This window comes from Paenibacillus sp. IITD108, assembly GCF_036541265.1.
Taxonomy (GTDB): Bacteria; Bacillota; Bacilli; order Paenibacillales; family Paenibacillaceae; genus Pristimantibacillus.
This window is the reverse complement of sequence record NZ_JAZHCT010000007.1, coordinates 49,559-72,229: the sequence shown is the minus strand read 5'-3', so window position 1 is coordinate 72,229 and position 22,671 is coordinate 49,559. Positions and strand designations below refer to the sequence as shown.

The 22,671-nt window shown below is 46.1% G+C and carries 27 protein-coding genes and 1 riboswitch; of the genes, 2 read left to right on the top strand and 25 right to left on the bottom strand.

Annotation, left to right across the window (positions count from 1 at the left end):
- Positions 1-21: 21 nt before the first annotated feature.
- The 4 genes from ribH to ribD all read right to left on the bottom strand — a co-directional run bounded on the left by ribH (position 22) and on the right by ribD (position 3,707).
- Complete coding sequence (ribH, locus tag V1L65_RS08175; RefSeq protein ID WP_331698626.1) at positions 22-495, bottom strand: 6,7-dimethyl-8-ribityllumazine synthase; 474 nt, start codon at positions 493-495, stop codon at positions 22-24.
- Between the two features lie 204 nt (positions 496-699).
- Positions 700-1,908: a bifunctional 3,4-dihydroxy-2-butanone-4-phosphate synthase/GTP cyclohydrolase II gene (locus V1L65_RS08170; protein ID WP_331698625.1), complete on the bottom strand. Its 1,209-nt coding sequence runs from the start codon at positions 1,906-1,908 to the stop codon at positions 700-702.
- Positions 1,909-1,928: 20 nt separating this feature from the next.
- Positions 1,929-2,588 (bottom strand): riboflavin synthase, encoded by a 660-nt coding sequence (ribE, locus tag V1L65_RS08165; RefSeq protein WP_331698624.1) that lies wholly within the window; start codon positions 2,586-2,588, stop codon positions 1,929-1,931.
- A gap of 21 nt (positions 2,589-2,609) precedes the next feature.
- Positions 2,610-3,707, bottom strand: coding sequence for a bifunctional diaminohydroxyphosphoribosylaminopyrimidine deaminase/5-amino-6-(5-phosphoribosylamino)uracil reductase RibD (gene ribD, locus V1L65_RS08160; RefSeq protein WP_331698623.1), 1,098 nt, complete (start codon positions 3,705-3,707; stop codon positions 2,610-2,612).
- A gap of 47 nt (positions 3,708-3,754) precedes the next feature.
- Between ribD and V1L65_RS08155 the strand changes: the two genes are divergently transcribed.
- Positions 3,755-3,940 (top strand): hypothetical protein, encoded by a 186-nt coding sequence (locus V1L65_RS08155; RefSeq protein WP_331698622.1) that lies wholly within the window; start codon positions 3,755-3,757, stop codon positions 3,938-3,940.
- 47 nt (positions 3,941-3,987) lie between these two features.
- Positions 3,988-4,188, bottom strand: a riboswitch (FMN riboswitch).
- A 380-nt stretch (positions 4,189-4,568) separates the two neighbouring features.
- Here the strand turns inward: V1L65_RS08155 and V1L65_RS08150 are convergent.
- From V1L65_RS08150 to V1L65_RS08075, 16 genes are all read right to left on the bottom strand, one after another.
- Positions 4,569-5,000, bottom strand: a complete 432-nt coding sequence (locus V1L65_RS08150; RefSeq protein ID WP_331698621.1) for a peptidylprolyl isomerase — start codon at positions 4,998-5,000, stop codon at positions 4,569-4,571.
- A gap of 52 nt (positions 5,001-5,052) precedes the next feature.
- The gene (gene lysA, locus V1L65_RS08145; protein WP_331698620.1) at positions 5,053-6,384 is read right to left on the bottom strand and encodes a diaminopimelate decarboxylase; all 1,332 of its coding nucleotides are present in this window, start codon (positions 6,382-6,384) and stop codon (positions 5,053-5,055) included.
- Positions 6,385-6,462: 78 nt separating this feature from the next.
- Positions 6,463-8,184, bottom strand: coding sequence for a spore germination protein (locus V1L65_RS08140; RefSeq protein WP_331698619.1), 1,722 nt, complete (start codon positions 8,182-8,184; stop codon positions 6,463-6,465).
- A 29-nt stretch (positions 8,185-8,213) separates the two neighbouring features.
- Complete coding sequence (locus V1L65_RS08135) at positions 8,214-8,654, bottom strand: stage V sporulation protein AB (protein WP_331698618.1); 441 nt, start codon at positions 8,652-8,654, stop codon at positions 8,214-8,216.
- A 1-nt stretch (position 8,655) separates the two neighbouring features.
- Positions 8,656-9,294 (bottom strand): stage V sporulation protein AA, encoded by a 639-nt coding sequence (locus V1L65_RS08130; protein WP_331698617.1) that lies wholly within the window; start codon positions 9,292-9,294, stop codon positions 8,656-8,658.
- A gap of 208 nt (positions 9,295-9,502) precedes the next feature.
- Positions 9,503-10,258, bottom strand: a complete 756-nt coding sequence (gene sigF / locus V1L65_RS08125; protein WP_331698616.1) for an RNA polymerase sporulation sigma factor SigF — start codon at positions 10,256-10,258, stop codon at positions 9,503-9,505.
- Between the two features lie 19 nt (positions 10,259-10,277).
- A complete protein-coding gene (gene spoIIAB, locus V1L65_RS08120; protein ID WP_331698615.1) occupies positions 10,278-10,724 on the bottom strand; it encodes an anti-sigma F factor in 447 nt (148 codons plus the stop codon).
- On the bottom strand, positions 10,721-11,074 hold the full coding sequence (gene spoIIAA / locus V1L65_RS08115) for an anti-sigma F factor antagonist (protein ID WP_331698614.1): 354 nt from the start codon (positions 11,072-11,074) through the stop codon (positions 10,721-10,723). Before spoIIAA ends, spoIIAB begins: the two co-directional genes overlap by 4 nt.
- A gap of 146 nt (positions 11,075-11,220) precedes the next feature.
- Entirely contained in the window at positions 11,221-12,414 is a 1,194-nt protein-coding gene (locus V1L65_RS08110; RefSeq protein WP_331698613.1) for a D-alanyl-D-alanine carboxypeptidase family protein, read from the bottom strand.
- A gap of 197 nt (positions 12,415-12,611) precedes the next feature.
- Positions 12,612-12,785, bottom strand: coding sequence for an aspartyl-phosphate phosphatase Spo0E family protein (locus V1L65_RS08105; protein WP_331698612.1), 174 nt, complete (start codon positions 12,783-12,785; stop codon positions 12,612-12,614).
- 113 nt (positions 12,786-12,898) lie between these two features.
- A complete protein-coding gene (locus tag V1L65_RS08100; protein ID WP_331698611.1) occupies positions 12,899-13,723 on the bottom strand; it encodes a purine-nucleoside phosphorylase in 825 nt (274 codons plus the stop codon).
- Between the two features lie 35 nt (positions 13,724-13,758).
- Positions 13,759-14,649, bottom strand: coding sequence for a site-specific tyrosine recombinase XerD (xerD, locus tag V1L65_RS08095; protein ID WP_331698610.1), 891 nt, complete (start codon positions 14,647-14,649; stop codon positions 13,759-13,761).
- A gap of 44 nt (positions 14,650-14,693) precedes the next feature.
- The gene (locus tag V1L65_RS08090) at positions 14,694-14,930 is read right to left on the bottom strand and encodes a DUF4227 family protein (RefSeq protein WP_331698609.1); all 237 of its coding nucleotides are present in this window, start codon (positions 14,928-14,930) and stop codon (positions 14,694-14,696) included.
- 177 nt (positions 14,931-15,107) lie between these two features.
- Complete coding sequence (gene fur / locus V1L65_RS08085; protein ID WP_331698608.1) at positions 15,108-15,563, bottom strand: ferric iron uptake transcriptional regulator; 456 nt, start codon at positions 15,561-15,563, stop codon at positions 15,108-15,110.
- A gap of 86 nt (positions 15,564-15,649) precedes the next feature.
- On the bottom strand, positions 15,650-16,258 hold the full coding sequence (gene spoIIM / locus V1L65_RS08080; RefSeq protein WP_331698607.1) for a stage II sporulation protein M: 609 nt from the start codon (positions 16,256-16,258) through the stop codon (positions 15,650-15,652).
- Positions 16,259-16,341: 83 nt separating this feature from the next.
- Positions 16,342-16,923 carry an NUDIX hydrolase gene (locus V1L65_RS08075; RefSeq protein WP_331698606.1) on the bottom strand — a complete coding sequence of 194 codons (582 nt, stop codon included), beginning with the start codon at positions 16,921-16,923 and terminating at the stop codon, positions 16,342-16,344.
- A 98-nt stretch (positions 16,924-17,021) separates the two neighbouring features.
- On the opposite strand from V1L65_RS08075, the gene mciZ reads away from it, so the two are divergent.
- A complete protein-coding gene (gene mciZ / locus V1L65_RS08070) occupies positions 17,022-17,186 on the top strand; it encodes a Z-ring formation inhibitor MciZ (RefSeq protein WP_331698605.1) in 165 nt (54 codons plus the stop codon).
- A gap of 9 nt (positions 17,187-17,195) precedes the next feature.
- Here the strand turns inward: mciZ and V1L65_RS08065 are convergent, their stop codons facing one another.
- From V1L65_RS08065 to V1L65_RS08045, 5 genes are all read right to left on the bottom strand, one after another.
- On the bottom strand, positions 17,196-18,323 hold the full coding sequence (locus tag V1L65_RS08065; RefSeq protein WP_331698604.1) for a M20/M25/M40 family metallo-hydrolase: 1,128 nt from the start codon (positions 18,321-18,323) through the stop codon (positions 17,196-17,198).
- Between the two features lie 152 nt (positions 18,324-18,475).
- Positions 18,476-19,198 carry a lipoyl(octanoyl) transferase LipB gene (gene lipB / locus V1L65_RS08060; protein ID WP_331698603.1) on the bottom strand — a complete coding sequence of 241 codons (723 nt, stop codon included), beginning with the start codon at positions 19,196-19,198 and terminating at the stop codon, positions 18,476-18,478.
- Between the two features lie 16 nt (positions 19,199-19,214).
- Positions 19,215-20,516 (bottom strand): dihydrolipoamide acetyltransferase family protein, encoded by a 1,302-nt coding sequence (locus tag V1L65_RS08055; RefSeq protein WP_331698602.1) that lies wholly within the window; start codon positions 20,514-20,516, stop codon positions 19,215-19,217.
- A 36-nt stretch (positions 20,517-20,552) separates the two neighbouring features.
- Entirely contained in the window at positions 20,553-21,536 is a 984-nt protein-coding gene (locus tag V1L65_RS08050; protein WP_331698601.1) for an alpha-ketoacid dehydrogenase subunit beta, read from the bottom strand.
- Complete coding sequence (locus V1L65_RS08045) at positions 21,536-22,570, bottom strand: thiamine pyrophosphate-dependent dehydrogenase E1 component subunit alpha (protein WP_331698600.1); 1,035 nt, start codon at positions 22,568-22,570, stop codon at positions 21,536-21,538. The genes V1L65_RS08050 and V1L65_RS08045 overlap by 1 nt, the downstream gene beginning before the upstream one ends.
- Between the last annotated feature and the right edge of the window lie 101 nt (positions 22,571-22,671).

Below are 22,671 nucleotides of genomic sequence, written 5' to 3'. Positions count from 1 at the left end.
CTGCTAGAAGCAGCTCAGGTATTAGGATTGCTGAAACTGCTTCGTTAAGTTAGCCATTTCAATAGCGGTAACCGCTGCTTCATAGCCTTTATTTCCTGCTTTTGTGCCTGCACGCTCAATTGCTTGTTCAATTGAATCTACAGTTAACACACCAAATATAGTGGGTACTCCGGTTTTAAGAGCAATTGCTGCAACTCCTTTTGCAGCTTCGTTGCAAACATAATCAAAATGCGGTGTAGAGCCGCGAATAACAGCGCCTAATGTAATAACAGCGTCATACTTGCCGCTTTCAGCCATCTTTTGTGCCATTAGCGGAATTTCAAAAGCGCCAGGAACCCAAGCTACTTCAACTTCACTTTCCTCTGCGCCATGGCGTTTAAAAGCATCAAGCGCGCCGCCAAGCAGCTTGCTTGAAATAAATTCATTGAAACGACCTACAACAACACCGAATTTCAAACCGTCAGAAACTAATTTTCCCTCATAATAACGTACCATCTTCTTAACTTCCTCTCAATGTTTTTTTTTGAAATAATAGAAAGTATAAGTTTTTAACTTATCCTGATTCTATATTTCATCGGTAAACGCGCCGCCTTTCAAAAGGACGGCGGAGCCGTTTATCCTTGTATATTTGCATAATTGTTTGTTAAACAGCTAAATTTTCAAGGATTAAACAGCGAAGCTCTCCTGGGAACTGAGCTATTAAAGCATATGGCCAAGCTTTGCTTTTTTAGTTTGCAAATAGCCGCGGTTGCTTTCATTAGGCTCCATTTTGATCGGCACGCGCTCAACCACTTCAAGGCCATAGCCTTCAAGCCCTCTAATTTTGCGCGGATTGTTTGTCAGCAGCTTCATCTTCGACACGCCAAGATCCTTTAAAATTTGCGCTCCGATGCCATACTCGCGTAAATCTGCCGCAAAGCCCAGCTTCAAATTTGCTTCAACTGTATCGAGTCCCTGCTCCTGCAAAGCATAGGCTTTAAGCTTGTTAATTAAGCCGATGCCTCTGCCCTCCTGCCGCATATAAAGAAGCACGCCAGTGCCCTCTTCTTCAATTTGCTGCAAGGCAGCAGCAAGCTGCGGACCGCAATCGCAGCGATGCGAATGAAAGATATCGCCGGTAAGACACTCGGAATGAACTCTGACAAGCGTAGGTCTATCAGGATCAATTTCGCCTTTAACTAAGGCTACATGCTCTTTGTCGTCGGCCTGGTTCGTATAGGCAACCATTCGGAAATCGCCAAAATCTGTAGGCAACTTAATATCTACGACGCGGTCAACCAGCTTTTCCTTCTCATTGCGATAACGGATCAGTTCTTCAATCGTAATCAGCTTCAAGCCATGCTTCTTTTTAAATTCAATCAAATCAGGCAAGCGGGCCATATTGCCGTCATCGTTAATGATCTCGCATATCGTAGCGCTTGGCGCTGAACCGCATAAAGTAGCTAAATCAACAGCCGCTTCGGTATGTCCGGCACGGCGCAATACACCGCCGGCTTTCGCGATTAGCGGAAATATATGTCCCGGCCTGCGGAAATCCCCCGCCTTGGTCGTATTATCAATTAACGCCTTGATGGATTGCGAACGCTCATAGGCAGATATGCCAGTCGATGTGCTAATATGGTCAACCGATACGGTAAATGCAGTACCGTGGTAATCTGTATTATGCGCTACCATCGGCGTAAGGTCGAGCTGCTCGGCACGCTCTGGCGTAATAGGCACACATACCAAGCCTCTTGCCTCAGTTATCATGAAATTAATAATTTCAGGAGTAGACTTCTCAGCCAGCGCTACCAGATCTCCTTCATTTTCCCGATCCTCGTCATCTACGACAATAACAGGACGGCCCTGCTTCAAATCCTCGATTGCCGCTTCAATCGTATCAAACATATTTTCATCTTCTTGTCTCATTTCTTTCCCCTCCTATAGGATCAAATAAAGCCATGCTCAGCTAAATAACTTTCAGTAATACTTGAGCCTTTCTCTTTTTTAGCCGGCTTATTATAATGCAGAAGATGATCTACATACTTGCCAATTACATCGCACTCCAGATTGACCTCGGCGCCAGCCTTGCGGTCATTAAGCGCAGTTTCAGCCAAAGTGTGCGGAATAATCGATACTGAAAAAATATCGCCATCCGCTTCTACGACCGTCAAGCTAATACCATCAATTGTAATAGAGCCTTTCGGGATAATATATCGAAATACGTCTGGATCACTCGGACGAATCGTAAAAACAACCGCATTGGCATCTATTACTCTGGATACGACCTTACCGACGCCATCTACATGGCCTTGAACGATATGTCCGCCAAATCTGCTTGAAGCGCTCATTGCGCGCTCCACGTTAATCGAATCACCCGGCTTTAAATGCTGCAATGTCGTTCGACGAAAGGTTTCCGGCATAACATCGGCTATAAAGGAAACTGAATCATAGGATGTTACGGTAAGACAGACGCCGTTGACTGCAATACTGTCGCCCACTTGCACATCTTGCAATATTTTGCTTGCTGAGATCGTCAACAGAAGCGCCTCGCCTTGCGACTTTATATACTTAAGCTTCCCTACTTCCTCTACAAGACCCGTAAACATCGCAAATTACCTCCTCTCAGCTTAATACACGGGATAGCCGACAACACAAATATCATTTCCAGCCATAGACACAGCAACATTGTCCAGTTCAATCGCATCGTTCATGCGCTCTATCCCTTCAAAAGCAAAGCAGCTGGGCGAATGAAAGCCGCCTATAATTTTCGTACCGTAATACATTATAATTTTATTGACAAGCGCTGCGCGAAGCATGGCCCCATTCAGCTTGCCGCCGCCTTCAAGCAAAATAGAGCTGATTTTAAGCTCTCCAAGCTTTTTCATTGCCACGGCCAAATCAACCTTGGGACCTTCGCCGCAGCTAATCACTTGCACGCCTTTTTCTGTCAGTCCAGCTAGTTTTTCCTGATTTGCCCGAGAAGTTGTAAGCACAATAACCGGTGCCAGCTGATCAGACAGCAGCTTCGCCTCAAGCGGTATTCTTAAGCTGGAGTCGACCACAATTCTAACTGGGAGCAGCGCAGGAACAACAGCTCGGGTCGTAAGTGAAGGATCATCCGCAATTACGGTATCAACCCCCACCATAATCGCTTCATGCTGATGTCTGAGCGTATGCACCTCCGCCCTTGCCTTTTCTCCCGTAATCCAGCGGCTGTCGCCCGATTGGCTGGCAATTTTGCCGTCTAGCGTGCTGGCTGTCTTTATCGTAACGAATGGCAAGCCCGTTGTAATATAATGATTGAACTTTTCATTAAGCAGCTGAGCTTCACGCTGCATAACCCCCTCAACAACTTCGATGCCACGCGCTCTAAGCTTGGCAGCCCCGCTTCCTGCAACGAGCGGATTAGGATCAAGCGAGGCAATCACAACCTTGGCTGCGCCTGCGTCAATAATTCTATCGCTGCACGGCGGCGTTCTTCCGTAATGGCTGCATGGTTCCAAAGTAACGTATACGGTGGCATTGCGGGCAAGCTCGCCGGCCATTTGGAGCGCATGTACTTCCGCATGGGCCTCCCCTTGCTTCAAATGCGCGCCCATGCCTACAACTCTGCCTTCATTGACGACTACACACCCGACGACTGGATTCGTTCCGGTTTGTCCTGAAGCTGCTGCTGCAAGCTCAAGCGCAATTCGCATATAATGTTCATCGCTTAGAACATCCATCAATAAAAAAACCCCCATCGGCAGCTTACCGAAAGGGGTGATTGGTTATGAGAAAGTCAACATATGCAGATCAAATAACAAAGAGCGGCCCTGCCGTCCATGTATTAAGGCATACGATTGTCTACTGCAGCTCTTATATAGTGATATCGGCTTTGAGCCGTTCACAAAGAAACCGCAGCAGCGGTGCCCAATTGATCTCTATGAAAGAAAAGCTCTGCTCAAGCTGCATGTGAAAAAATGCACATGTAGTAGAGTGAAATTCTAATCATAGCTGTCGACGCTTCTCCTTCTCCCATCCAGACTATACTGTCGGTCCCGGATTTGCACCAGGTCCACCGTAAAAATGTACTGCATTACTTCTCTCGCAAGAAATAATCATTAATACGGGTCACGGACTGACGGCAAGCTTGCAGCCCATTGGCTCCATGAATACTTGCCGATCACCGCCGGTTGGGAATTGCACCCCACCCCGAAGGAAAGCTGATCTAATAAAATTGTTATTTGCATCTTACCACTAAACGTCGTAAAATTCAACCGTATTGGTTGGATATAATTTCTTTGTTGCTTTTTTAAAGGAACTTATTGATTGATTCATTGTGGATAGTTGCAACAAGCAATAGAAAGGGGTATCACTGCAATCAAGATTGGGATTCCGACCGCTGTTGTAGTCTAATTTTTATGAATAAATAACCCGGTGTAAAGGATAGAATTGGCCTACAAAGGCGGACGCTGCCGCTTCTCCATTTCCAATCTTGCTCTCCGTTTCCCCTTTCTCATTGCTTATCAATAGTTGCCCACAATGAATCGACAGTCTCTTATATTTTAAACAAAGCCCCGCCAGCAAAGGCGGGGCTTCCAATTTTAGACTTCGTACACTTCTACCTTAGTCATTTTATCTCCGCCTTTTAACGCGTCAACAAACTCCATGCCTTTAGCTACTTTGCCGAAAACAGTATGTCCGCCGTCAAGATGCGGCTGCGGCTGATAGCAAATGTAGAACTGGCTTCCGCCTGTATTGCGTCCAGCATGCGCCATTGCAAGCGTACCGCGCTCATGCTTGTTCGGGTTGATTTCGCAGTTGATTTGGTAGCCGGGACCGCCTGTTCCAGTACCGTTAGGACATCCTCCCTGTGCTACAAAGCCAGGAATAACACGGTGGAAAGTAAGACCGTTGTAAAAGCCGTCATTAGCAAGCTTTTCGAAATTTGCTACTGTATTTGGTGCATCTTGATCAAACAGGTCAAGGATAACTTCCTCTCCTGTTGCCAAAGTAATTTTTGCTTGTTTTGCCATGATTTAATCTTCCTCTCTATGTGCTAATAAGACTACGTTACCAATTCTCCCCTTATTTCGCAAGTGAAGTTTTTTGCAATCTTGCGGGGACAACATCGTTGCACGTAATTTGCTGCAGCGATTCTCGCTCTACTACGACATCGGCTTCCCCATCCTTAACAAATACAACTGCAGGACGGCGAATCCGATTATAGTTGCTCGCCATGGCATAATTATAGGCTCCTGTGCTGAATACAGCAAGCACATCGCCCGCATTAACCTTCGGCAGCTCTAAATCCCATATTAGCATATCGCCGCTCTCACAGCATTTGCCCGCGATCGAAACGGTCTCTTCATTGCTTTCAGTTGCCCGATTAGCCAAAATCGCATGGTATTTGGACTGATACAATGCAGGACGGGGATTATCTGTCATTCCGCCATCAACAGCGACATATTTGCGAACGCCAGGAATATCTTTTGTGGAACCTACCGTATATAAGGTTGTTCCGGCATCGCCCACCATACTGCGGCCTGGTTCGATCCAAATTTCCGGGATGTCATATTTTGCCGAATTGAAATTCGTAATCACGGCATCTGCGATTGCAGCAATATATTCCTTGACAGGGAGCGGTGAATCCTCAGCAGTATAACGGATGCCGAAGCCGCCGCCCACATTAAGAACCGTAAAAGCAATATCATGCTGATCTCTCATGCGAATAGCGAACTGGGACAGCTTTTCGACTGCAAGCTTGAAGCCTTCGACCTCGAAAATTTGCGAGCCGATATGGGAATGAACACCCAGAAGAGACAAATGAGAATAGCCGGATGCTCGTATGATCGCATCTTCCGCTGACCCGTTGCCCAGATCAAAGCCAAATTTGGAATCCGCCTGGCCCGTTGAAATATAATCATGCGTATGGGCTTCTACGCCCGGTGTAATGCGAAGCAAAATATTTGCCGTTTTGCCCTGCAGCGCAGCACGCTCATTAAGCAGCTCCAGCTCGTAATAGTTATCAACTACAAAGCAGCCGATATCTGCATGTAAAGCCATATCCAGCTCTGCTATTGTTTTGTTGTTGCCATGAAAATGTATGCGTTGCGCCGGGAAGCCCGCCTGCAGCGCCGTATAAAGCTCGCCGTCAGAAACGACGTCCAGCGACAGCCCTTCCTGTTCTGCGATAACGCACATTGCCATAACGCTAAACGCTTTGCTCGCATATGCAACCTGATATTTCAATCCGGAAGCTTGAAATGCTTCATTAAATTGACGGGCCCGTAACCTGACTAGCGCCTCATCTACTACATATAATGGCGTGCCAAATCGGCTAACGAGGTCAACTGCGTCACAGCCGCCAATTTGAAGATGTCCTTTGTCATTAATTATACTAGTTCCGTGCAAGTCCATTGTTTCCCCTCAACTTTCTACCTACTTACAGTTAGAATTTATACCTAATAGTATAACGCAATATTCTATGCATTTGCATCATGAATTTGCCTCCGGCATCTTATCGCGCTGCTGTGTTCGTAAAATTTTCGGCCTTTTTCGACTAAGCAGCACAGGTTTGCGTACAATTATCGCTAATACGGCTTTAAAGTCAAATGGTATGAACGGCCACATGTAAGGGCGATTCAGCGAGCGTGCCCCTACCAGGAACAGCAGGATCATGGTAATTGCTACAATGAATCCTGTCGCACCGAACAGCCCTACGGCAATTAAAAGCACAAGCCGTACGATACGATTGGCTAGCCCAAGCTCATAGCTTGGCGTCGCAAACATGCCGACCGCAGAAACAGACATATACAAAATAACTTCGTTATTGAACAAGCCTGTTTTGACAGCGATATCTCCAATCAAAATAGCCGCTACTAAGGACATGGCAGTCGCCAAGGAGGATGGCGTGTGCACCGAAGCCATTCGCATCAGGTCTATACCGAGCTCAGCAATTAAAAATTGCAAAATTAGAGGGATTTTCCCTTCCTTCTCAGGACCAAGAAACTCCAGCATCGCCGGCTTGAATTCAGGATGAGTAACAAACAAAAGCCAAAGCGGAAGCATGATCAGCGACGCCAAAATGCCAAAAAATCGTACCCATCTTAAATACGTTCCAATAAACGGGGTTTGCCTCGCCTCCTCAGCGTGCTGGATCAAATCCGTATACGTCGTGGGCAAAAGCATCACACTCGGCGAAGTATCAACAAAAACCGCCATCGAGCCTTCAAGCAAATGCTCGGATACTGTATCCGGCCTTTCTGAATATCGTACGAGAGGGAAAGGATTCCAACCGCGATTGACCGTCGCTTCCTCCAGCTGCTTATCGGCTAGCGGCAATCCATCAAGACAGACGCCTTTTACTTTGCTTTTATAAGCTTCAAGCATTTCTTTATCTACAATATCGTCAAGATAAGCTATGCAAACATCCGTCTGCGTTCGTTCGCCAACACGAATAAGCTCATAGCGAAGCTGTGGATCGCGAATTCTTCTGCGTACAAGTGTAATATTGATCATTAAAGATTCATTAAAGCCGTCGCGGCTGCCGCGCACTACCTTTTCAAGGGAAGGCTCCTCCAGACTCCGGCAAGGGAATTCTTTTGCATCGACAATAATTGCCGCCTGCTCGCCTTCAATAAACAATGCCGCAGCGCCAGACAGCACAGCTGTAAGCATGCTGTTCCAGCTTTCTTCCTTGGAAGCCTGGTTAGAAGGTATGTAGCGCTTCAAAAAGTCATAATAGGTGCGTTCTCCAAGCTCCTCTTTATCCACATAGGTAAGACGATTCAGCACATCTGTCAACAGCTCGCTGTTGACAAGGCCGTTCATGTAAAACAAAATAATCGGCTTATCTCCGATCGTCATTTCCCGCACGACGATATCAAAGCTTATTTCGTAGCCAACCTCATCCTTCAATCTTGTTTTGATTTGATCAAGACTGGTTGATATTTCATCGTTTTTGCCGTTTTTGTCGTCTTTATTTATACTGCTGTCATTTTTACTTTTTTTATCGGGCTTCACCTGGTCGTTTTGATCCGTTTTTTTGCTGCTTTGCTTCTCTTTTTGTAAGGTGTTTTCCCGTTTTTGCTTGCTTGCAATTACCGGCTTGGGAGGCAGTGTATCACCATTTCTGCGGATCTGAATCATTTGTTTGCCGCTGCTTTGATTATCTGCATTTTGGCCTTGTTCCTTATTGTTATTCTTTTCATTAGTCATTGGTATGGGCCCCTTCCTAATTTCTGTTTTTATTGCTGATAAACTAGCCAGTCAAATAAGGAGCCGGTTATTTTGCCCAGCACCATCGCCATCACAAGCGCGATAATATAGCGCGACAACCGCAGGCGCTTTGCAAAAATCGGAATCACATTCATGACCTCAGTAAGCGCGGCGGCCAGCATCCCTACAAAAATGCCATCGAGAAACCCTGCGCCGGCCTGCAGCATCCGGGATGGCAGCCCCATTTTAAAGTTAAGAAAATCCGCCAGTGTCCAATACAGGGTGCCGCTAATAATGGCTGTCTCAAACCAGATAGACATGCGAAAAGCGTTGGAAAGCTGAGCCAGACGAGGAATCATATCAAATACGATTAAAAGAGCGACCAGTCCGCTGCCTACTGCTATGCCGCCGGATATTCCGAGCATGATGGTAAATACTTTAAGCCCAACATCTGTCAGCCAGCCCGCCATTTCAATCCTCCTGCTCCGCATGGCTCGACTTTTTGCGCATCTCATCAGCGATAACATAATCGTTCATATTTTCCTGATACATAAACAGCTCGACCTCCAGCGGATTAGGCTCTTCATTAAATCGTTTGCGGAACAAGTGATTAAAAAATAAGACCATTCCCGCTCCTATGCCTATCGAATACGGAATTTGAAACCAAAGCGGACGCTCGCTTTTTTGTCCAGTAATCAGCTCTACGATTCGTATTTGCGCATCCTTCATCCCAACATCTGTATGAAAATTCATAATCGCCAGCCCTGAGCCAAAGAACAGCAGCACCCAGCTGACTAGCAGCACGGCCACTCGCGGCTGGGCACGCTTCTCGGCTACCATCAGTAGCACCTGCGGGTCTCCGTATGACTCAATAGACAGCAGCGGCTCGATTTGACGAATAGCTTGAACAATTTGCAGCAAATCAACGACTACGCGATTGCCGTCCTCCTGCCTGTGCTTATATAATTCAGCATCCATCAGCCTTTGCTCAAGCGCCTTGTTATCTGTAACGAGCCTCGCGATTTGACCGAGTGTAACGGTTTCCTCAGGCTTGATATACATTTTCCGTTTTAATCTCAAATAAAGAGTAGGTGTTGGATTTGAATTCATCTTAACGATATCCTTTCCAAGCCTTGCAATCTTTTATGTAATCTTTAGTATGAGAATTGAAGCATTTCTCTAATCAGCCAATTCAATCCAGCTATCAAGGATAAACGGTCCGCCGTCCTTTAGACAGGCGCGTTTACCGATGAAATATAGGAACATGTATAAAGTAAAAACTTATACTTTCCTACATATTGAAAAAGACCAAATCGCTCTAAAGAGCAATTTGGTCTTTGATTGACTGCAATATTTTTTTCTCCAGCCTCGACACCTGCACCTGCGAAATGCCAAGCCTGCTAGCAACCTCTGACTGAGTTTTGTCTCTGAAGTATCTTAAATAAACGATTAGCCTCTCCCGCTCGCCTAGTCCTTCAATCGCTTCGTTGAGAGCTAATTTGTCAAACCAGCGTTCCTGGGAATCATCAGCGATTTGATCCATCAGTGTAATTGGATCGCCATCATTCTCAAATACCGTTTCGTGAATGGAAGTAGGAGGCTTGTTAGCCTCTTGTGCAAATACGACTTCCTCCGGCGTCAGCTCAAGCGCTTCCGCAACCTCGTTGATCGTTGGAAGGCGGCCTAAGGTTTTGGAAAGCTCATCCTTCATCTTCCGAACCTTATTGGCTGTCTCCTTCAATGATCGGCTAACCTTCAGCGTGCCGTCGTCTCTTAAAAACCGCTGGATTTCCCCAATAATCATAGGCACTGCATAAGTGGAAAATTTGACGTCGTAGGACAAATCAAACTTGTCAACAGACTTCAGCAGTCCAATACAGCCTATTTGGAACAAATCCTCGGGCTCATAGCCGCGGTTAATAAATCGCTGAACAACAGACCATACGAGTCGGATATTGCACTGAACCAACGTGTCCCGGGCTACTGAATCGCCAGCCTGACTCAGGGCAATCAGCCGCTTCACCTCAGAATCATCCAAATACGGCTGAGCGGATTGTTTTACATCGACATTCATGAGGTTCAACCCCTATGCACTAGTTGTAAAGCGCTTTTTTTGATTCAATTCTTTTCATCATTGAAATCGTCGTACCGCCATTTGGTTTGCTAACAATTTCACAGTTGTCCATGAAGTTTTCCATAATCGTAAAGCCCATGCCTGAGCGCTCCAAATCAGGCTTCGACGTATATAGAGGCTGCTTTGCCAGCTCCAAATCCTCAATGCCAATTCCATCATCGGATACAACTATCGTTACAACATCATTTTCAATGACAGCCTCCAGCCTGACAAACTTGGTCGGATCGCTTTCATAGCCATGAATAATCGCATTGGTTACCGCCTCAGAAACTGCCGTTTTAAGATCATTCAGCTCATCCATCGTCGGATCAAGCTGTGATACAAAGGCAGCAACGGTTATACGGGCCAGAGCTTCATTTTGCGATAGAGCGCTGAATGTGAAAGTCATTTCATTTCTGCCTTTCATGACACCACCTCCAGGCTTGAAATTGCATTTCGTTCGTTGTCATGCACTGTCAAAATTTTAAACAATCCGGAAAGCTCGAACAGCCGATGAACATTCGGATTAACATCACAGACAACCATCTTGCCGCCCTTGCCTCTTACTTGCTTGTATCTGCCAAGAATAACGCCAATGCCGGAGCTGTCCATAAACTGCAAATCTTTGAGGCTTAAGATGATATGCTCTACGCTTCCGCGCAGCAATGCTTCCTCCATCTTATAGCGAACAGCATCGGCGGTATGATGATCCATCTCGCCTTTCAATCGCACGATCAGCACATTGCGATACTGTTCCAGTTCTGCTTGTAGGCTCATTAAGCTGTTCATCTCCTTCAGGTTATTATATTGCGCGATTGACTAGCATTTCTCCATAGCGCTCTATGATTCCTGCATGGCGACAAAACTAGAAGCAAACATCTACAAGCTGACATTATCCGCTAATAAATTCGACTTCATTTATGCTACGTAAACAGTCCGGATACAGAACGCTTCAGCAAATGCCACCAATTCGCCTTTGAAATAGACTGTGGCGCAGTGATGTCAAACTCCTTCACCAGCTGTTCATTTTGATAAACCTTCAGCTTTCCAAGCTGCTCTCCTTGCTTAATAGGCGCCTTCAACGGCTCATTCCAATGCAGCTCCTGACGAATATTTTCAACAGGCGTTCCCTTTTTAAGCAACATGGTGAGCGGCTTGTCAGCCATAAGCGTCAGCTGCGACTCCTTGCCCTTCTCCACGGCAAGCTGGCCGATCGTATCGCCCTTATTAACCAATGTGTGATTCATATATTGAGAGAACGTATAGTCAAGCATTTGCGATACTTCAGCATTTCTTTGCTTGGTCGTCGGCTCTCCCATTACGACGGCAATCACGCGCAAGTTGTCGCGTTTGGCAGTTGCAGTGAGACAATATTTCGCCTCGCTTGTGTAGCCCGTTTTCAAACCATCAGCCCCGCTGTAAAACCTTACAAGCTTATTAGTGTTGACAAGCCAAAAAGGCTTTTCCGAGGTTTTGCGCAAATAATCCTGATACAGCCCTGTATATGCGAGCACTTCAGGATGCTTCAGCAGCTCTCGCGACATGATCGCTATATCCAGCGCAGTTGAATAATGATTGTTTGCCGGCAAACCGCTTGCATTAACAAAATGGGTATTATTCATGCCTAATTCTTTAGCTCTTTTATTCATCATGTCGACGAATTGCTGCTCGGTGCCAGCCAGCTTCTCCGCCATTGCTACAGACGCGTCATTTCCGGATGCAAGAGCGATGCCCTTCAGCATCTCCTCAACCGTCATTTCCTCGCCTTGCTCTAAAAATATTTGCGATCCGCCCATGGAGGCAGCTCTCTCACTTGTGCGCACTTTATCAGTCATTTTAATTTTGCCATCCTGCAATGACTCCATAATGAGCAAAAGCGTCATAACCTTCGTAATGCTCGCCGGCGGCAGCTTCTCATTACTATTTTTATCGTAAATGATCGTACCGCTCTCCGCATCCATCAAAATTGCCGACATCGCTGAAGGGGCCAGATCAGGCGTTGCCGATTGCTGCTCAGCTGCCTGCTCCGCACTTTCCTCCATCGCAAAAGCGCCGCTTGGCACAAGCAACAAGCATGCAATAAAAAGTGTAAATAGCTTCATAGATTTTAACTTCATATTGAGTAGCTCCTCCTTATTAATTACACTATCGTTCTCATTGTTGACATCAACTATGAAAATTATTCCATTCGAAGGCTCATTTGGGCGGGGGAAATAGAAACGCCCGCAAAAGTATAAATACTTTTGCAGGCGTTTCTTGTTGTTACATGGCTGCATCTGCTATGCTCAACAATTGATTTCGCAATTGATACTATTCAATGAATAACTTTGACTAATTCTCGTTGATGCGATTGAACAATATTAATCATTTCATCAAGCGATTGGCTAAGCTGTATAACATCATGATGTAATAAATTCTGCTCTTGCATCGCAGTTTCAACCATTTCATGTCGTAAAAGCTCTAGCTGTAGTAAAAATTGCTTGTCCATTTCTAACAACACTCCATCTTTCTTTGATGATCATGGACATTATACGACGAATAAGCATTCAAATACTGTCAGTTTACGTCGAGCAACATATTACAATTGTGTTACAGTTTTGTCTAAATTTTAGCGATTAAGGTAGAAACTAAGGCTAAAAATTGCGATTTTACACGCTCAGTCGTCTCCATAACCTCAATATGTGACAAAGGCTGATCTAAAATTCCGGCAGCCATATTGCTAATGCAAGAAATACCAACAACTTCTATACCACAGTGCCTTGCTGCAATAACTTCGGCAACAGTCGACATTCCGACAGCATCTGCTCCGAGTGTTCTAAGCATTCTAATTTCTGCAGGTGTTTCATAGCTCGGCCCAAGCAGCCCGGCATACACGCCTTCCTGCAAAGCCAGTTGCTGCTCCTGTGCGATTTCATGCGCAATTTTGCGAAGACGCTTGCTGTATGCTTCCGACATATCCGGAAAACGAGGACCGAGCTCATCATCGTTTGGACCAATCAGCGGATTTTTTCCAGTCATATTAATATGGTCAGCGATCAACATCAAATTGCCTGAAGCGAATGCTGTGTTAATACCTCCAGCTGCATTCGTAACAACAAGCTTCTGTACGCCAAGCTCTTTCATTACACGAACAGGAAAAGCCGTCAGAGCGGGCTCATAGCCCTCATACATATGGAATCTGCCTCTCATCAATACAACCGTCTTGCCCGATAATGTGCCGATAACAAGCTCGCCTGCATGGCCTTCTACGGTTGAGACAGGAAAATGAGGGATATCTTTATAATTTATCGTTATTGCTTGTTCGATATAGTCACCAAGCACGCCCAGGCCCGAGCCCATAATAAGCCCGATCTCCGGTTTGCTGTCAGCCTTGTCCAGTATGTATTGCGCTGCTTCTTTAATATGAGTAATCGTCAAATTGTTCATTGTAATCCTCCGTATTCCTAAAATAATGCCGCCAATCATGCTCTCGGATGTGCTTGCTGGTACGCGTCCATAAGCCGAGGCGAAGCACTTTGAATATACTTCAAAGTTGTTGCAATTTCAACATGTCCGAGCATTTCCTGCACGGTTCGTATATCTGCTCCGTTCTCCAGCAAATGCGCAGCTACAGAATGGCGCAGCATCTGCGGAGTTATTTCCTCGTCAATCCCCGCTTCTCCTGCATGCTTTTTTAATATTTTCCAAAAGCCCTGCCTCGTCAATCTAGTTCCCAAATGATTCAAAAATAACGCAGAGCTGTCTGTTCTTGAGGTGACCAGCTCTTCCCTGCCTTCCTCCAAATAGCTGGCAAGCGCCTGTTTGGCGGCTTGGCCGATCGGCACGATACGCTCTTTATAAGAACTGCTTGTACATTGAATATAGCCCAGCTCAACATGAACATGCTCAATATTCAAGCTGATCAGCTCAGTTACTCGAATGCCGGTTGCATAGAGCAGCTCCAGCATCGCTTTATCCCGTTTTCCTACAGCATTCAATATGCCCGGAGCATCCAGCAAAGCAACTATCTGCTTCTGGCTCATAATAGCGGGCGAGCGCTTCTCACTTTTCGGTGACTCAATCTGATCAGCAGGATTTTTTGGAATGATCTGACTGGTTGTCAAATATTGAAAAAAGGCGCGCAGCGTTACAATTTTTCTTGCTATAGTTGCAGGCTTGCGTCCTTCCTCCTTAAGTGCATGCACATATTTTGAAATATGATATTTCTGCACGTCGCTCCAAGAAGCCAGCTCGAGCCCTTTCATATATTTCTGCAAAAAAGAAAGATCGCGCTTGTACGAAGCCAAAGAATTATCGGATAGCCGGCGATCCTTCTTTAAATAGTTCATATACTGTTCGCATTCCAGTTCCATACTTATTTCCTCTCCGCACTATTTTGCCGCAGCGCTTCTTCGGCTTATTCGCCATACCAGTAAAACCAGCGCAGCCGATCCAACGTTTTATTGCCGTCAGGCGAGGCAGGATCCGTTACAAATACTTTAACTGCCGCTCCGCGGGGCTCTTTATGGGGATGTATCGGGGAGACGACCCCAAGCAGCCAGCGGTAGCCTCCAACAGCTACTATTAATAGAATAACAAATAATACGATAAACAGCACTCGATTAAGCCATTGCCGAAATGAAAAAACGATCATGTCCAGCCCCTTTCCGCACGCAACAGATTGTCCAGCAATCTTTTTGTACACCTTATGAGAAAGAGCGCTTGCTTATGCCTGAAGCTGAGCATATTTATCAGATAATGATTTTCAGTTATTTGCTAGAGAAATTAAAAAAGCTTTGCTGGCCAGCAATCACTGGAGCAAAGCCGTTTATTATTGTTCCGAATCTTCTTTCTCGCGGCATCTTTTGCAAACGCCTTGGAAATCAAGCCGGTGATCGATGACGTTAAAACCATATTCTAGCGCCAGCTTCTCTTCGAGCGGCAGCAGCCAGTCCTCTTTGATCTCATCCATCGAGCCGCATTGCACGCATATTAAATGATGATGATGATGCTTGCTGCTATCGTTGCGCAGATCATATCTAGCTACGCCATCGCCAAAATTAAGTTTTTCTACCACATGCATCTCGCTAAGGAGCTCCAATGTGCGGTATACAGTAGCCAGTCCAATTTCCGGCGCTTTATCCTTTACTAGCATAAAAACATCTTCAGCGCTAAGATGATCCTCTTCATTCTCCAGCAGTACACGCAAAGTTGCTTCTCGCTGTGGAGTAAGCTTATAGCCCTGCGACTGTAATTGTTGTTTAATTTTTTCAATGCGGGCTTCCATAGTTCCCCTCCTACAACAGCGAAAACGTTTCCTATCATTATAAAGTCTAATCAGCAGCCAAGTCAAACGTTTTGATAGCTGTTTACTTAAGTGGAGGAAACAAGAATAGTAGAAGCCCAGTTAATCAGAGGCGGAGATAAGTACGCTTCAAGTAAAGCGGCTGCCAAAAACATAACGAGCATCACTACAGAAACTGTAGTGAATTCTATTAATTTAGGAGACTCCTTTATTTGCTGCTTCAAAACTCTCAGCTGTACAAATTGAATAGCATAGCTCATTGCCCCTGCAGTCATAATGACCATCGCCGGTATAATAATTATATTTTGCGGTCCAAAGGCTGCCGCCGAAAAAACAATCCCTTTCCAGCCAAACTGGGCGATAAAAGTGCCCATTGAAAAACCTAGAATTGAACCCTTTACAAAAATTAGAATAAGAACGCCAGGCAGCCCTATAACCGTTACACCAAGCAGCCAAAGCAGCAGCAGCCATTTAATATGCGTTGAAAAGTAAGACCAAACGCTCAGCTTGCCTGCCATTTCCGGGCTTGCCTGCATAAAGTTCAAATACTGCTGCACATCCTGCTCCAGCACCTGCTGCTGGTCATGGGTAAGAGCGCTTGCCAGCAAAAGGCCAAATACCGCCCCAGCTATAATCAGCACACCTGCAAATACATATAAATTCAATTTAGTTTTCATCAGAAGCGGCCCTCCATTTCTTTCGTAAGGCTGTACCTTTAGTCTATGAAAGGCCTCATCTCACTATGACGAAATACTAGAATTTATGATAACAGCTTTCCTGTAGCCGCATAGAGCTTCCAAGTAAGCACAGCGATCAGCGTCTTGGCATCGCATATGCGCCCTTCTGCAATATAAGCGTCCGCTTGCTCCATCGTGATAGCAGATACATGCAAAAATTCATCCTCATCGAGCCTTTGCTCGCCGGGAACAGCTTGATCAGTGAAATAGATGTAAATAACCTCGTCTGCAAAGCCAGGCGACGTAGCAAAAGCATTGTATAGAACTAGATTTTCTGCACGATAGCCAGTCTCTTCCTCCAGCTCTCTGGCCGCCGCAGTCATCGGATCCTCATTCGGATCAAGCTTGCCCGCAGGTATTTCAATTTGGAATCTTTCAAGCGGCTTGCGATATTGCTCCACGACCAGCAGCTTGCCGTCAACCAGCGCTATGACTGCTGCTGCTCCCGGATGCCTGACAATTTCTCTCGCGGCTTCCTTGCCATTCGGCAGCGCTACGGTATCTACTTGCAGTGAAATTACCTTACCGGCAAAAATAGGCTTTGAGGTAACCGTTTTTTCTGTCCAATCGCCTGATAAAAGTTCTTTATTTTGATTGTCGCTCATATTTGATTCACTCCTATACGATAGCCGCTCTCTCGCTTCTAACTTGTCCAGCTGATGCATACATATGAGACAAGCATAGTAACTCAAGGGGGAATTCAATGATGAAGGTATATCTGATAGCTGATCAGCTGCGAATAGTAGGAAAGGCTTGGGAAGTGAGACATCAGCTGCGCAAGCTTACGCAGCAATTTGGTAGAGCGCCGCTTGCACAGCTGTGTAATGCCTCAGTCCCAAGCCCTTTTCTTCATAGCACACAAAGATAAGTTACAACGTTACAATGCAGCCTGACGGATAATTTCAACGACAAGCTCCGTTGTTTTCACTAAATCATCTGCTTTAATTTGTTCCTTGGTTGTATGAATATGCTCGTAGCCAACAGCCAGATTGACAGTTGGGATGCCGTAACCATTAAACACATTAGCATCGCTTCCGCCGCCAGAGTGGAATAATCGAGGCGTTTGTCCAATGGCGACAATCGCCTTTTTGGCCAGCTCAACAACTTCATCGCCATCGGTATATCGATAAGCTGGATATATCACTTCACTCTCCACTTCACCGCGAGCGCCAAATTCCTTTGCAGTGCTTTCTACAGCAGCGCGCATTTTATTAACCTGCTCATCAAGCTTGTGCTGCACGATGCTTCTTGCTTCAGCATCCAGTTTGACATAATCGCAAACAATATTGGTTGCTCCTCCGCCTTCAAAACGTCCGATATTCGCCGTTGTCTCTGCATCTATTCTACCGAGCGGCATACGTGATATGGCTTTGGCTGCCACTTGAATAGCGCTGATGCCGTCCTCAGGATTCACGCCTGCATGAGCAGATTTTCCATAAATATGAATCGTAACGCGCGCTTGAGTAGGGGCTGCAACTGCAATATCCCCAATACTCCCGTTGGAATCCAGTGCAAAGCCAAGCTTTGCTTCCAGAAGCGACGCATCCATCGCTCTAGCTCCCAGCAGGCCGGATTCCTCGCCGACTGTAATGACAAACTGAATTTTCCCATGGGCAATATTATTTTCTTTTACTACGCGAATGGCTTCCAGCATAGCGGCAATGCCTGCTTTATCATCACTGCCAAGAATAGTGGTGCCGTCGCTGCGAATATAGCCATCCTCGTCAAGCTGAGGCTTGATGCCCTTGCCTGGCGTAACAGTATCCATATGGCATGTAAAAAGCAGTACAGGTGCCTGTGCAGCAGGCACGCTAGCTTCCAGCGTAATAAATAAATTGTTAGCCTGATGACCTGTTTTGCTAGCAGCATCATCCTCAGTTATACTTAATCCAAGCTCACTGAACTTGTCCTTTAGCACTTTGCTGATTTCAGCCTCATAGCCTGTTTCGCTATCCACTTGGACTAACTCCATAAATTCATCAATTAATCGTTTTTTTTCAATCATTACGGGTTCCTCCATTCGTTACGATCGTTTACAATAGTATTATTATACGAACTGTCAGCATTCTGGAAAGGAGTCAAAATACAATGCGTCAACAAAAAATTATTAAAATCGTTGCTATTATCGTCGCTGCAGCTTTGCTTGTCACTACTCTGCTAGCGGGAGTTGGCTCTTTCATACTCGGATAGCATTAGCTCGCTATTAAACCTGCTGCAAAAATAAGGCAGTATTTGCGCTGCTGCTTGTTCAACGGTTAGCGACATGCCTGTTAAATCATTGAAGGATGTTACACCGTATTGCTGAATGCCGCAAGGTACAATACCGCTAAAGCCTTCATCAGCAATACCCGATTTAATATTGAGTGCAAATCCATGGCTCGTAATAAAGCCTCTGCGCGTACGAGCCTTATTGAATTTCACCCCAATAGCAGCGATCTTCTCATCCCCAACCCAAACGCCGGTATACTCCGGCTTTCTGGACGCTTCTATACCATACTCGGCAAGCCAGTCTATAATTACGGCTTCTATCGTTCGCAAATAACCGTGCAGATCAAGGCCAACGGCGTCCAGGTACAGCAAGGGATAGCCCACAAGCTGGCCCGGTCCATGATACGTAATATCTCCACCTCGGTCAATTTCAAACACGGAGATTCCTTTTTCCTCTAGCTGTGCAGCCTCAAGCAGCAAATGCTCCGGATGGCGGTCTGAACCTATCGTATAGGTTGGCGGATGCTGAAGAAGGAGCAGCGTTTCTGCTCGCTCCTCCTTGTCAATTTGCTTGACGTATGCTTTTTGCAGCTCCCATGCCGCAGCATAGTCAGTCAAACCCATATAGCGGGCATCCAATCTTCTGCTTGGCAAATGTATAGCCTCACTCATGACGGTTCCCCTTTTCTTAGTACAGTGTGCTCTCTAAATTATAGCTCTCCAAATTATCCTTCACGCGCTGTAAAAATCTGCCACAAATTACGCCATCCAAAATACGATGATCGAGCGACAAGCATAAATTCGCCATATAGCGCACTGCTATCATATCGTTAATGACGACAGGACGCTTAACGATTGATTCAAAGGTTAAAATAGCAGCTTGCGGATAGTTAATAATCGGGTAAGATAAAATCGAACCGAACGAGCCTGTATTGTTAACCGTAAAGGTGCCGCCTTGCATATCGTCCAGCTTGAGTTTGCCTTCTCTCGTTTTGCGCGCCAGCTCTTCGATTTCCCTTGCCAGTCCGGCCACATTTTTTTGATCCGCATTTTTAATAACCGGCGTAAGCACAGAATCCTCCGTCCCGACAGCCAACGATATGTTAATGTCCCGCTTAACGATAATTTTATCCTCTGCCCAGCTGGAATTCATGATTGGATAATCCTTAATGGCATTGACAACGGCCTTCATCAAAAACGCAAGGTAGGTTAAATTCACCCCTTCACGCTTTCTGAATTCATCCTTAAGCTTATTGCGCAGCAGCACCAGATTGGTAACGTCAACTTCTATCATTGTCCAGCCATGCGGTATTTGCGTTGAGCTATGCACCATATTACGGGCGATAGCGCTTCGGATTGGGGTAACGTCGATAAATGATTCGCCGTGCCCTGGAACGCTTGACTTTTCAACCTCGATTTTAGGAAGACGCGGCGTTTCAGACAGATGAATGCCGGTCGATCTCACCTCGGCAACAGGCTTCTCAACAGGCAGCGTCTCCGCCTTCAGATGCGCGCCGGACTCCACGTAGGCAAGTACATCCTTGCGTGTAATACGGCCTCCCAGGCCAGTCCCCGACAGTTTGGTCAAGTCAACACCATGCTCAGCTGCAAGCTGTTGAACAGCTGGCGAGAAACGATTACGCATAGGTGCAGCAGCATCTGTCGCAGCTTGGCTGCCTTTTTCGACGGAAGGATTGATTGGCGCTTCAGATTCACCAGGCACAACATTGTCCCCGATAATTTCCTCATCTGTCTCGAGCAATGCTATTGACGTACCAACAGGAACTGTCTCGCCATTGCCGATCAATATTTTTTTGAGCGTGCCTGAATAAGTAGCGGGCAGCTCTGCCGTAACTTTATCCGTTAGAAGCTCGCAAATCGGCTCATATTTTTCCACCGAATCACCCGGCTGCTTCAACCATCTGTCAATCGTAGCTGATACAAGCGATTCAGCCAGCTGAGGCACTACGATTTCGACTATTTTTTTCATTTCAACATCTCCCAACTGCCAATATCTTAACCGTAATTAGTATAAGGCCAATTGTCTCATAGATTCTTTCACTTTATCTTTATTCAGCATAAAGAACTTTTCACCCGGTGGATTAATTGGCATTGCCGGCACATCAGGACCGCAAAGCCGCATAATTGGCGCGTCCAGCTCATACAGGAGCTCCTCTGCAATAATAGCGGCTACCTCCGCTCCAACGCCGCCGGTCTTATTATCCTCGTGCACAATAAGTACTTTTCCGGTTTTGCGTACAGCCTGCACGATCGCATCCTTGTCAAGAGGCTGGAGCGTACGCAAATCCAATATATGAGCTTCAATGCCCTCTTCTGCCAGCTCAGCAGCAGCTTGCTCGATAAACATCAAAGGCAGGCTGTAACCAATAACCGTTATATCGTCGCCCTCGCGCAGCAAATTCGCTTCGCCGATCGGAACCGTATAATCCGATTCCGGCACCTCTCCTTTGACAAGCTTGTAGCATTTTTTATTTTCAAAATAAAGCACAGGATCTGGATCTCTTACCGCAGCCTTCAAGAGCCCTTTTGCATCATATGGCGTATACGGAGCGACTATTTTGAGTCCCGGCGTGCCAAAGAAAACCGACTCCGGGCACTGGGAATGATACAACCCGCCAAATACTCCGCCTCCGATTGGAGCGCGTATAACTACCGGACAGGTCCAATCATTATTAGAGCGGTAACGGATTTTGGCAGCCTCGCTAATAATTTGATTAGCGGCAGGGAACATAAAGTCCGAGTACTGCATTTCGGCAATCGGCTTCATGCCGTACATAGCAGCGCCTATCGCTACACCTGCGATTGCAGATTCAGAAAGCGGCGTGTCCAGTACGCGTTCTTCCCCAAATTGCGCCTGCAGGCCTTGCGTCGTCGTGAATACGCCGCCCTTGACGCCAACGTCTTCGCCAAGCACGAATACATTCTCGTCCTTTTCCATTTCTTCCTTCATCGCGAGACGAATCGCATCTATATAGTGCATATTAGCCATTATTGTCGGCCTCCTTGTTCAGAGTCGTCAGCATATACATGCAAAAGAGAAGATTCAGGTGTTGGGAATGGCGCCTTCTCCGCATATTCGTTGGCCTCATCAAGCTGCGTCCGAATTTCTTTCTGTAAAGCTTCGTCCAGCTCTTCATTCCATAAGCCGCAATCTATTAAATATTGTTTGTATTTTGGAATTCCGTCTTTCGCTCGGTATTCCTCAACTTCTTCCTTCGTTCTATAGGCCAAGTCATTGTCTGAGGTAGAATGCGGCGATAGACGGTACATCATCGCTTCAATCAAGGTAGGTCCTTCTCCCGCTATCGCACGGCTTCTCGCTTCCTTTACGACCCGGAAAACCTCAAGCGCATCATTGCCGTCAACCTGAAAGCCCGGAAACCCGTAGCCAATAGCCCGATCAGCAACATTAGCAGCAAGCTGCTTGCGGACCGGTACCGAAATCGCATATTGGTTGTTTTCACACATTATAATAACAGGAAGCTTCTGCACACCGGCAAAATTGCAGCCCTCATGAAAATCGCCCTGATTGCTGGATCCCTCGCCGAACGTAACAAAGCTGACTAGCGGCTTTTTCTTCATCTTCGCCGCTAATGCGATGCCCACAGCATGAGGCACCTGTGTCGTAACAGGGCTTGATCCGGTTACGATACGCAGCTTTTTATGTCCGAAATGCCCTGGCATCTGACGGCCGCCGCTATTTGGATCTTCCTCTTTGGCATATACCGATAAAAACAGCTCGCGAAGCGTCATCCCTACCGAAATGACGAAGCCATAATCGCGATAATACGGCAGAAAGTAATCCTGCTCCTTATCCAGCGCAAACGCAGCGGCAACCTGCGCTACCTCCTGCCCAATGCCTGATACATGAAAATTAACTTTTCCTGCACGTTGAAGCAGCAGCACTCGCTCGTCAAACCGGCGCGCCGTTATCATTATTTTATACATTTCTACAGCTTGCTCATCGCTCAAGCCTAATTCAATATGTTTAGCCTGTTGTCCAGTCGCATATAATTGAGTCATCAAGGGTGCCTCCTTGTCTAATTAAGATTACTTTCACAATGCTAATAAGATACTATAACCTGGTACTAAGACCACATCTTATATTATAACTGCTCCAGCCA

Coding starts and splice junctions, on each gene's coding strand:
- spoIIAB (WP_331698615.1), bottom strand. CDS start 10,724: ATGAAAGGCAGAAATGAAATGACTTTCACATTCAGCGCTCTATCGCAA.
- ribH (WP_331698626.1), bottom strand. CDS start 495: ATGGTACGTTATTATGAGGGAAAATTAGTTTCTGACGGTTTGAAATTC.
- xerD (WP_331698610.1), bottom strand. CDS start 14,649: ATGGAACTGGAATGCGAACAGTATATGAACTATTTAAAGAAGGATCGC.
- V1L65_RS08065 (WP_331698604.1), bottom strand. CDS start 18,323: ATGATTGAAAAAAAACGATTAATTGATGAATTTATGGAGTTAGTCCAA.
- V1L65_RS08090 (WP_331698609.1), bottom strand. CDS start 14,930: ATGATCGTTTTTTCATTTCGGCAATGGCTTAATCGAGTGCTGTTTATC.
- V1L65_RS08140 (WP_331698619.1), bottom strand. CDS start 8,184: ATGACTAATGAAAAGAATAACAATAAGGAACAAGGCCAAAATGCAGAT.
- ribD (WP_331698623.1), bottom strand. CDS start 3,707: ATGGATGTTCTAAGCGATGAACATTATATGCGAATTGCGCTTGAGCTT.
- V1L65_RS08075 (WP_331698606.1), bottom strand. CDS start 16,923: ATGAGCGACAATCAAAATAAAGAACTTTTATCAGGCGATTGGACAGAA.
- V1L65_RS08135 (WP_331698618.1), bottom strand. CDS start 8,654: ATGGCGGGCTGGCTGACAGATGTTGGGCTTAAAGTATTTACCATCATG.
- ribE (WP_331698624.1), bottom strand. CDS start 2,588: ATGTTTACGGGTCTTGTAGAGGAAGTAGGGAAGCTTAAGTATATAAAG.
- V1L65_RS08045 (WP_331698600.1), bottom strand. CDS start 22,570: ATGACTCAATTATATGCGACTGGACAACAGGCTAAACATATTGAATTA.
- V1L65_RS08155 (WP_331698622.1), top strand. CDS start 3,755: ATGAGAAAGTCAACATATGCAGATCAAATAACAAAGAGCGGCCCTGCC.
- mciZ (WP_331698605.1), top strand. CDS start 17,022: ATGATGAAGGTATATCTGATAGCTGATCAGCTGCGAATAGTAGGAAAG.
- sigF (WP_331698616.1), bottom strand. CDS start 10,258: ATGAATGTCGATGTAAAACAATCCGCTCAGCCGTATTTGGATGATTCT.
- fur (WP_331698608.1), bottom strand. CDS start 15,563: ATGGAAGCCCGCATTGAAAAAATTAAACAACAATTACAGTCGCAGGGC.
- V1L65_RS08170 (WP_331698625.1), bottom strand. CDS start 1,908: ATGAGACAAGAAGATGAAAATATGTTTGATACGATTGAAGCGGCAATC.
- spoIIM (WP_331698607.1), bottom strand. CDS start 16,258: ATGAAAACTAAATTGAATTTATATGTATTTGCAGGTGTGCTGATTATA.
- V1L65_RS08055 (WP_331698602.1), bottom strand. CDS start 20,516: ATGAAAAAAATAGTCGAAATCGTAGTGCCTCAGCTGGCTGAATCGCTT.
- spoIIAA (WP_331698614.1), bottom strand. CDS start 11,074: ATGAGCCTACAAGCAGAACTGGAACAGTATCGCAATGTGCTGATCGTG.
- V1L65_RS08105 (WP_331698612.1), bottom strand. CDS start 12,785: ATGGACAAGCAATTTTTACTACAGCTAGAGCTTTTACGACATGAAATG.
- V1L65_RS08100 (WP_331698611.1), bottom strand. CDS start 13,723: ATGAACAATTTGACGATTACTCATATTAAAGAAGCAGCGCAATACATA.
- V1L65_RS08130 (WP_331698617.1), bottom strand. CDS start 9,294: ATGAATTCAAATCCAACACCTACTCTTTATTTGAGATTAAAACGGAAA.
- lysA (WP_331698620.1), bottom strand. CDS start 6,384: ATGGACTTGCACGGAACTAGTATAATTAATGACAAAGGACATCTTCAA.
- lipB (WP_331698603.1), bottom strand. CDS start 19,198: ATGAGTGAGGCTATACATTTGCCAAGCAGAAGATTGGATGCCCGCTAT.
- V1L65_RS08110 (WP_331698613.1), bottom strand. CDS start 12,414: ATGAAGTTAAAATCTATGAAGCTATTTACACTTTTTATTGCATGCTTG.
- V1L65_RS08150 (WP_331698621.1), bottom strand. CDS start 5,000: ATGGCAAAACAAGCAAAAATTACTTTGGCAACAGGAGAGGAAGTTATC.
- V1L65_RS08050 (WP_331698601.1), bottom strand. CDS start 21,536: ATGGCTAATATGCACTATATAGATGCGATTCGTCTCGCGATGAAGGAA.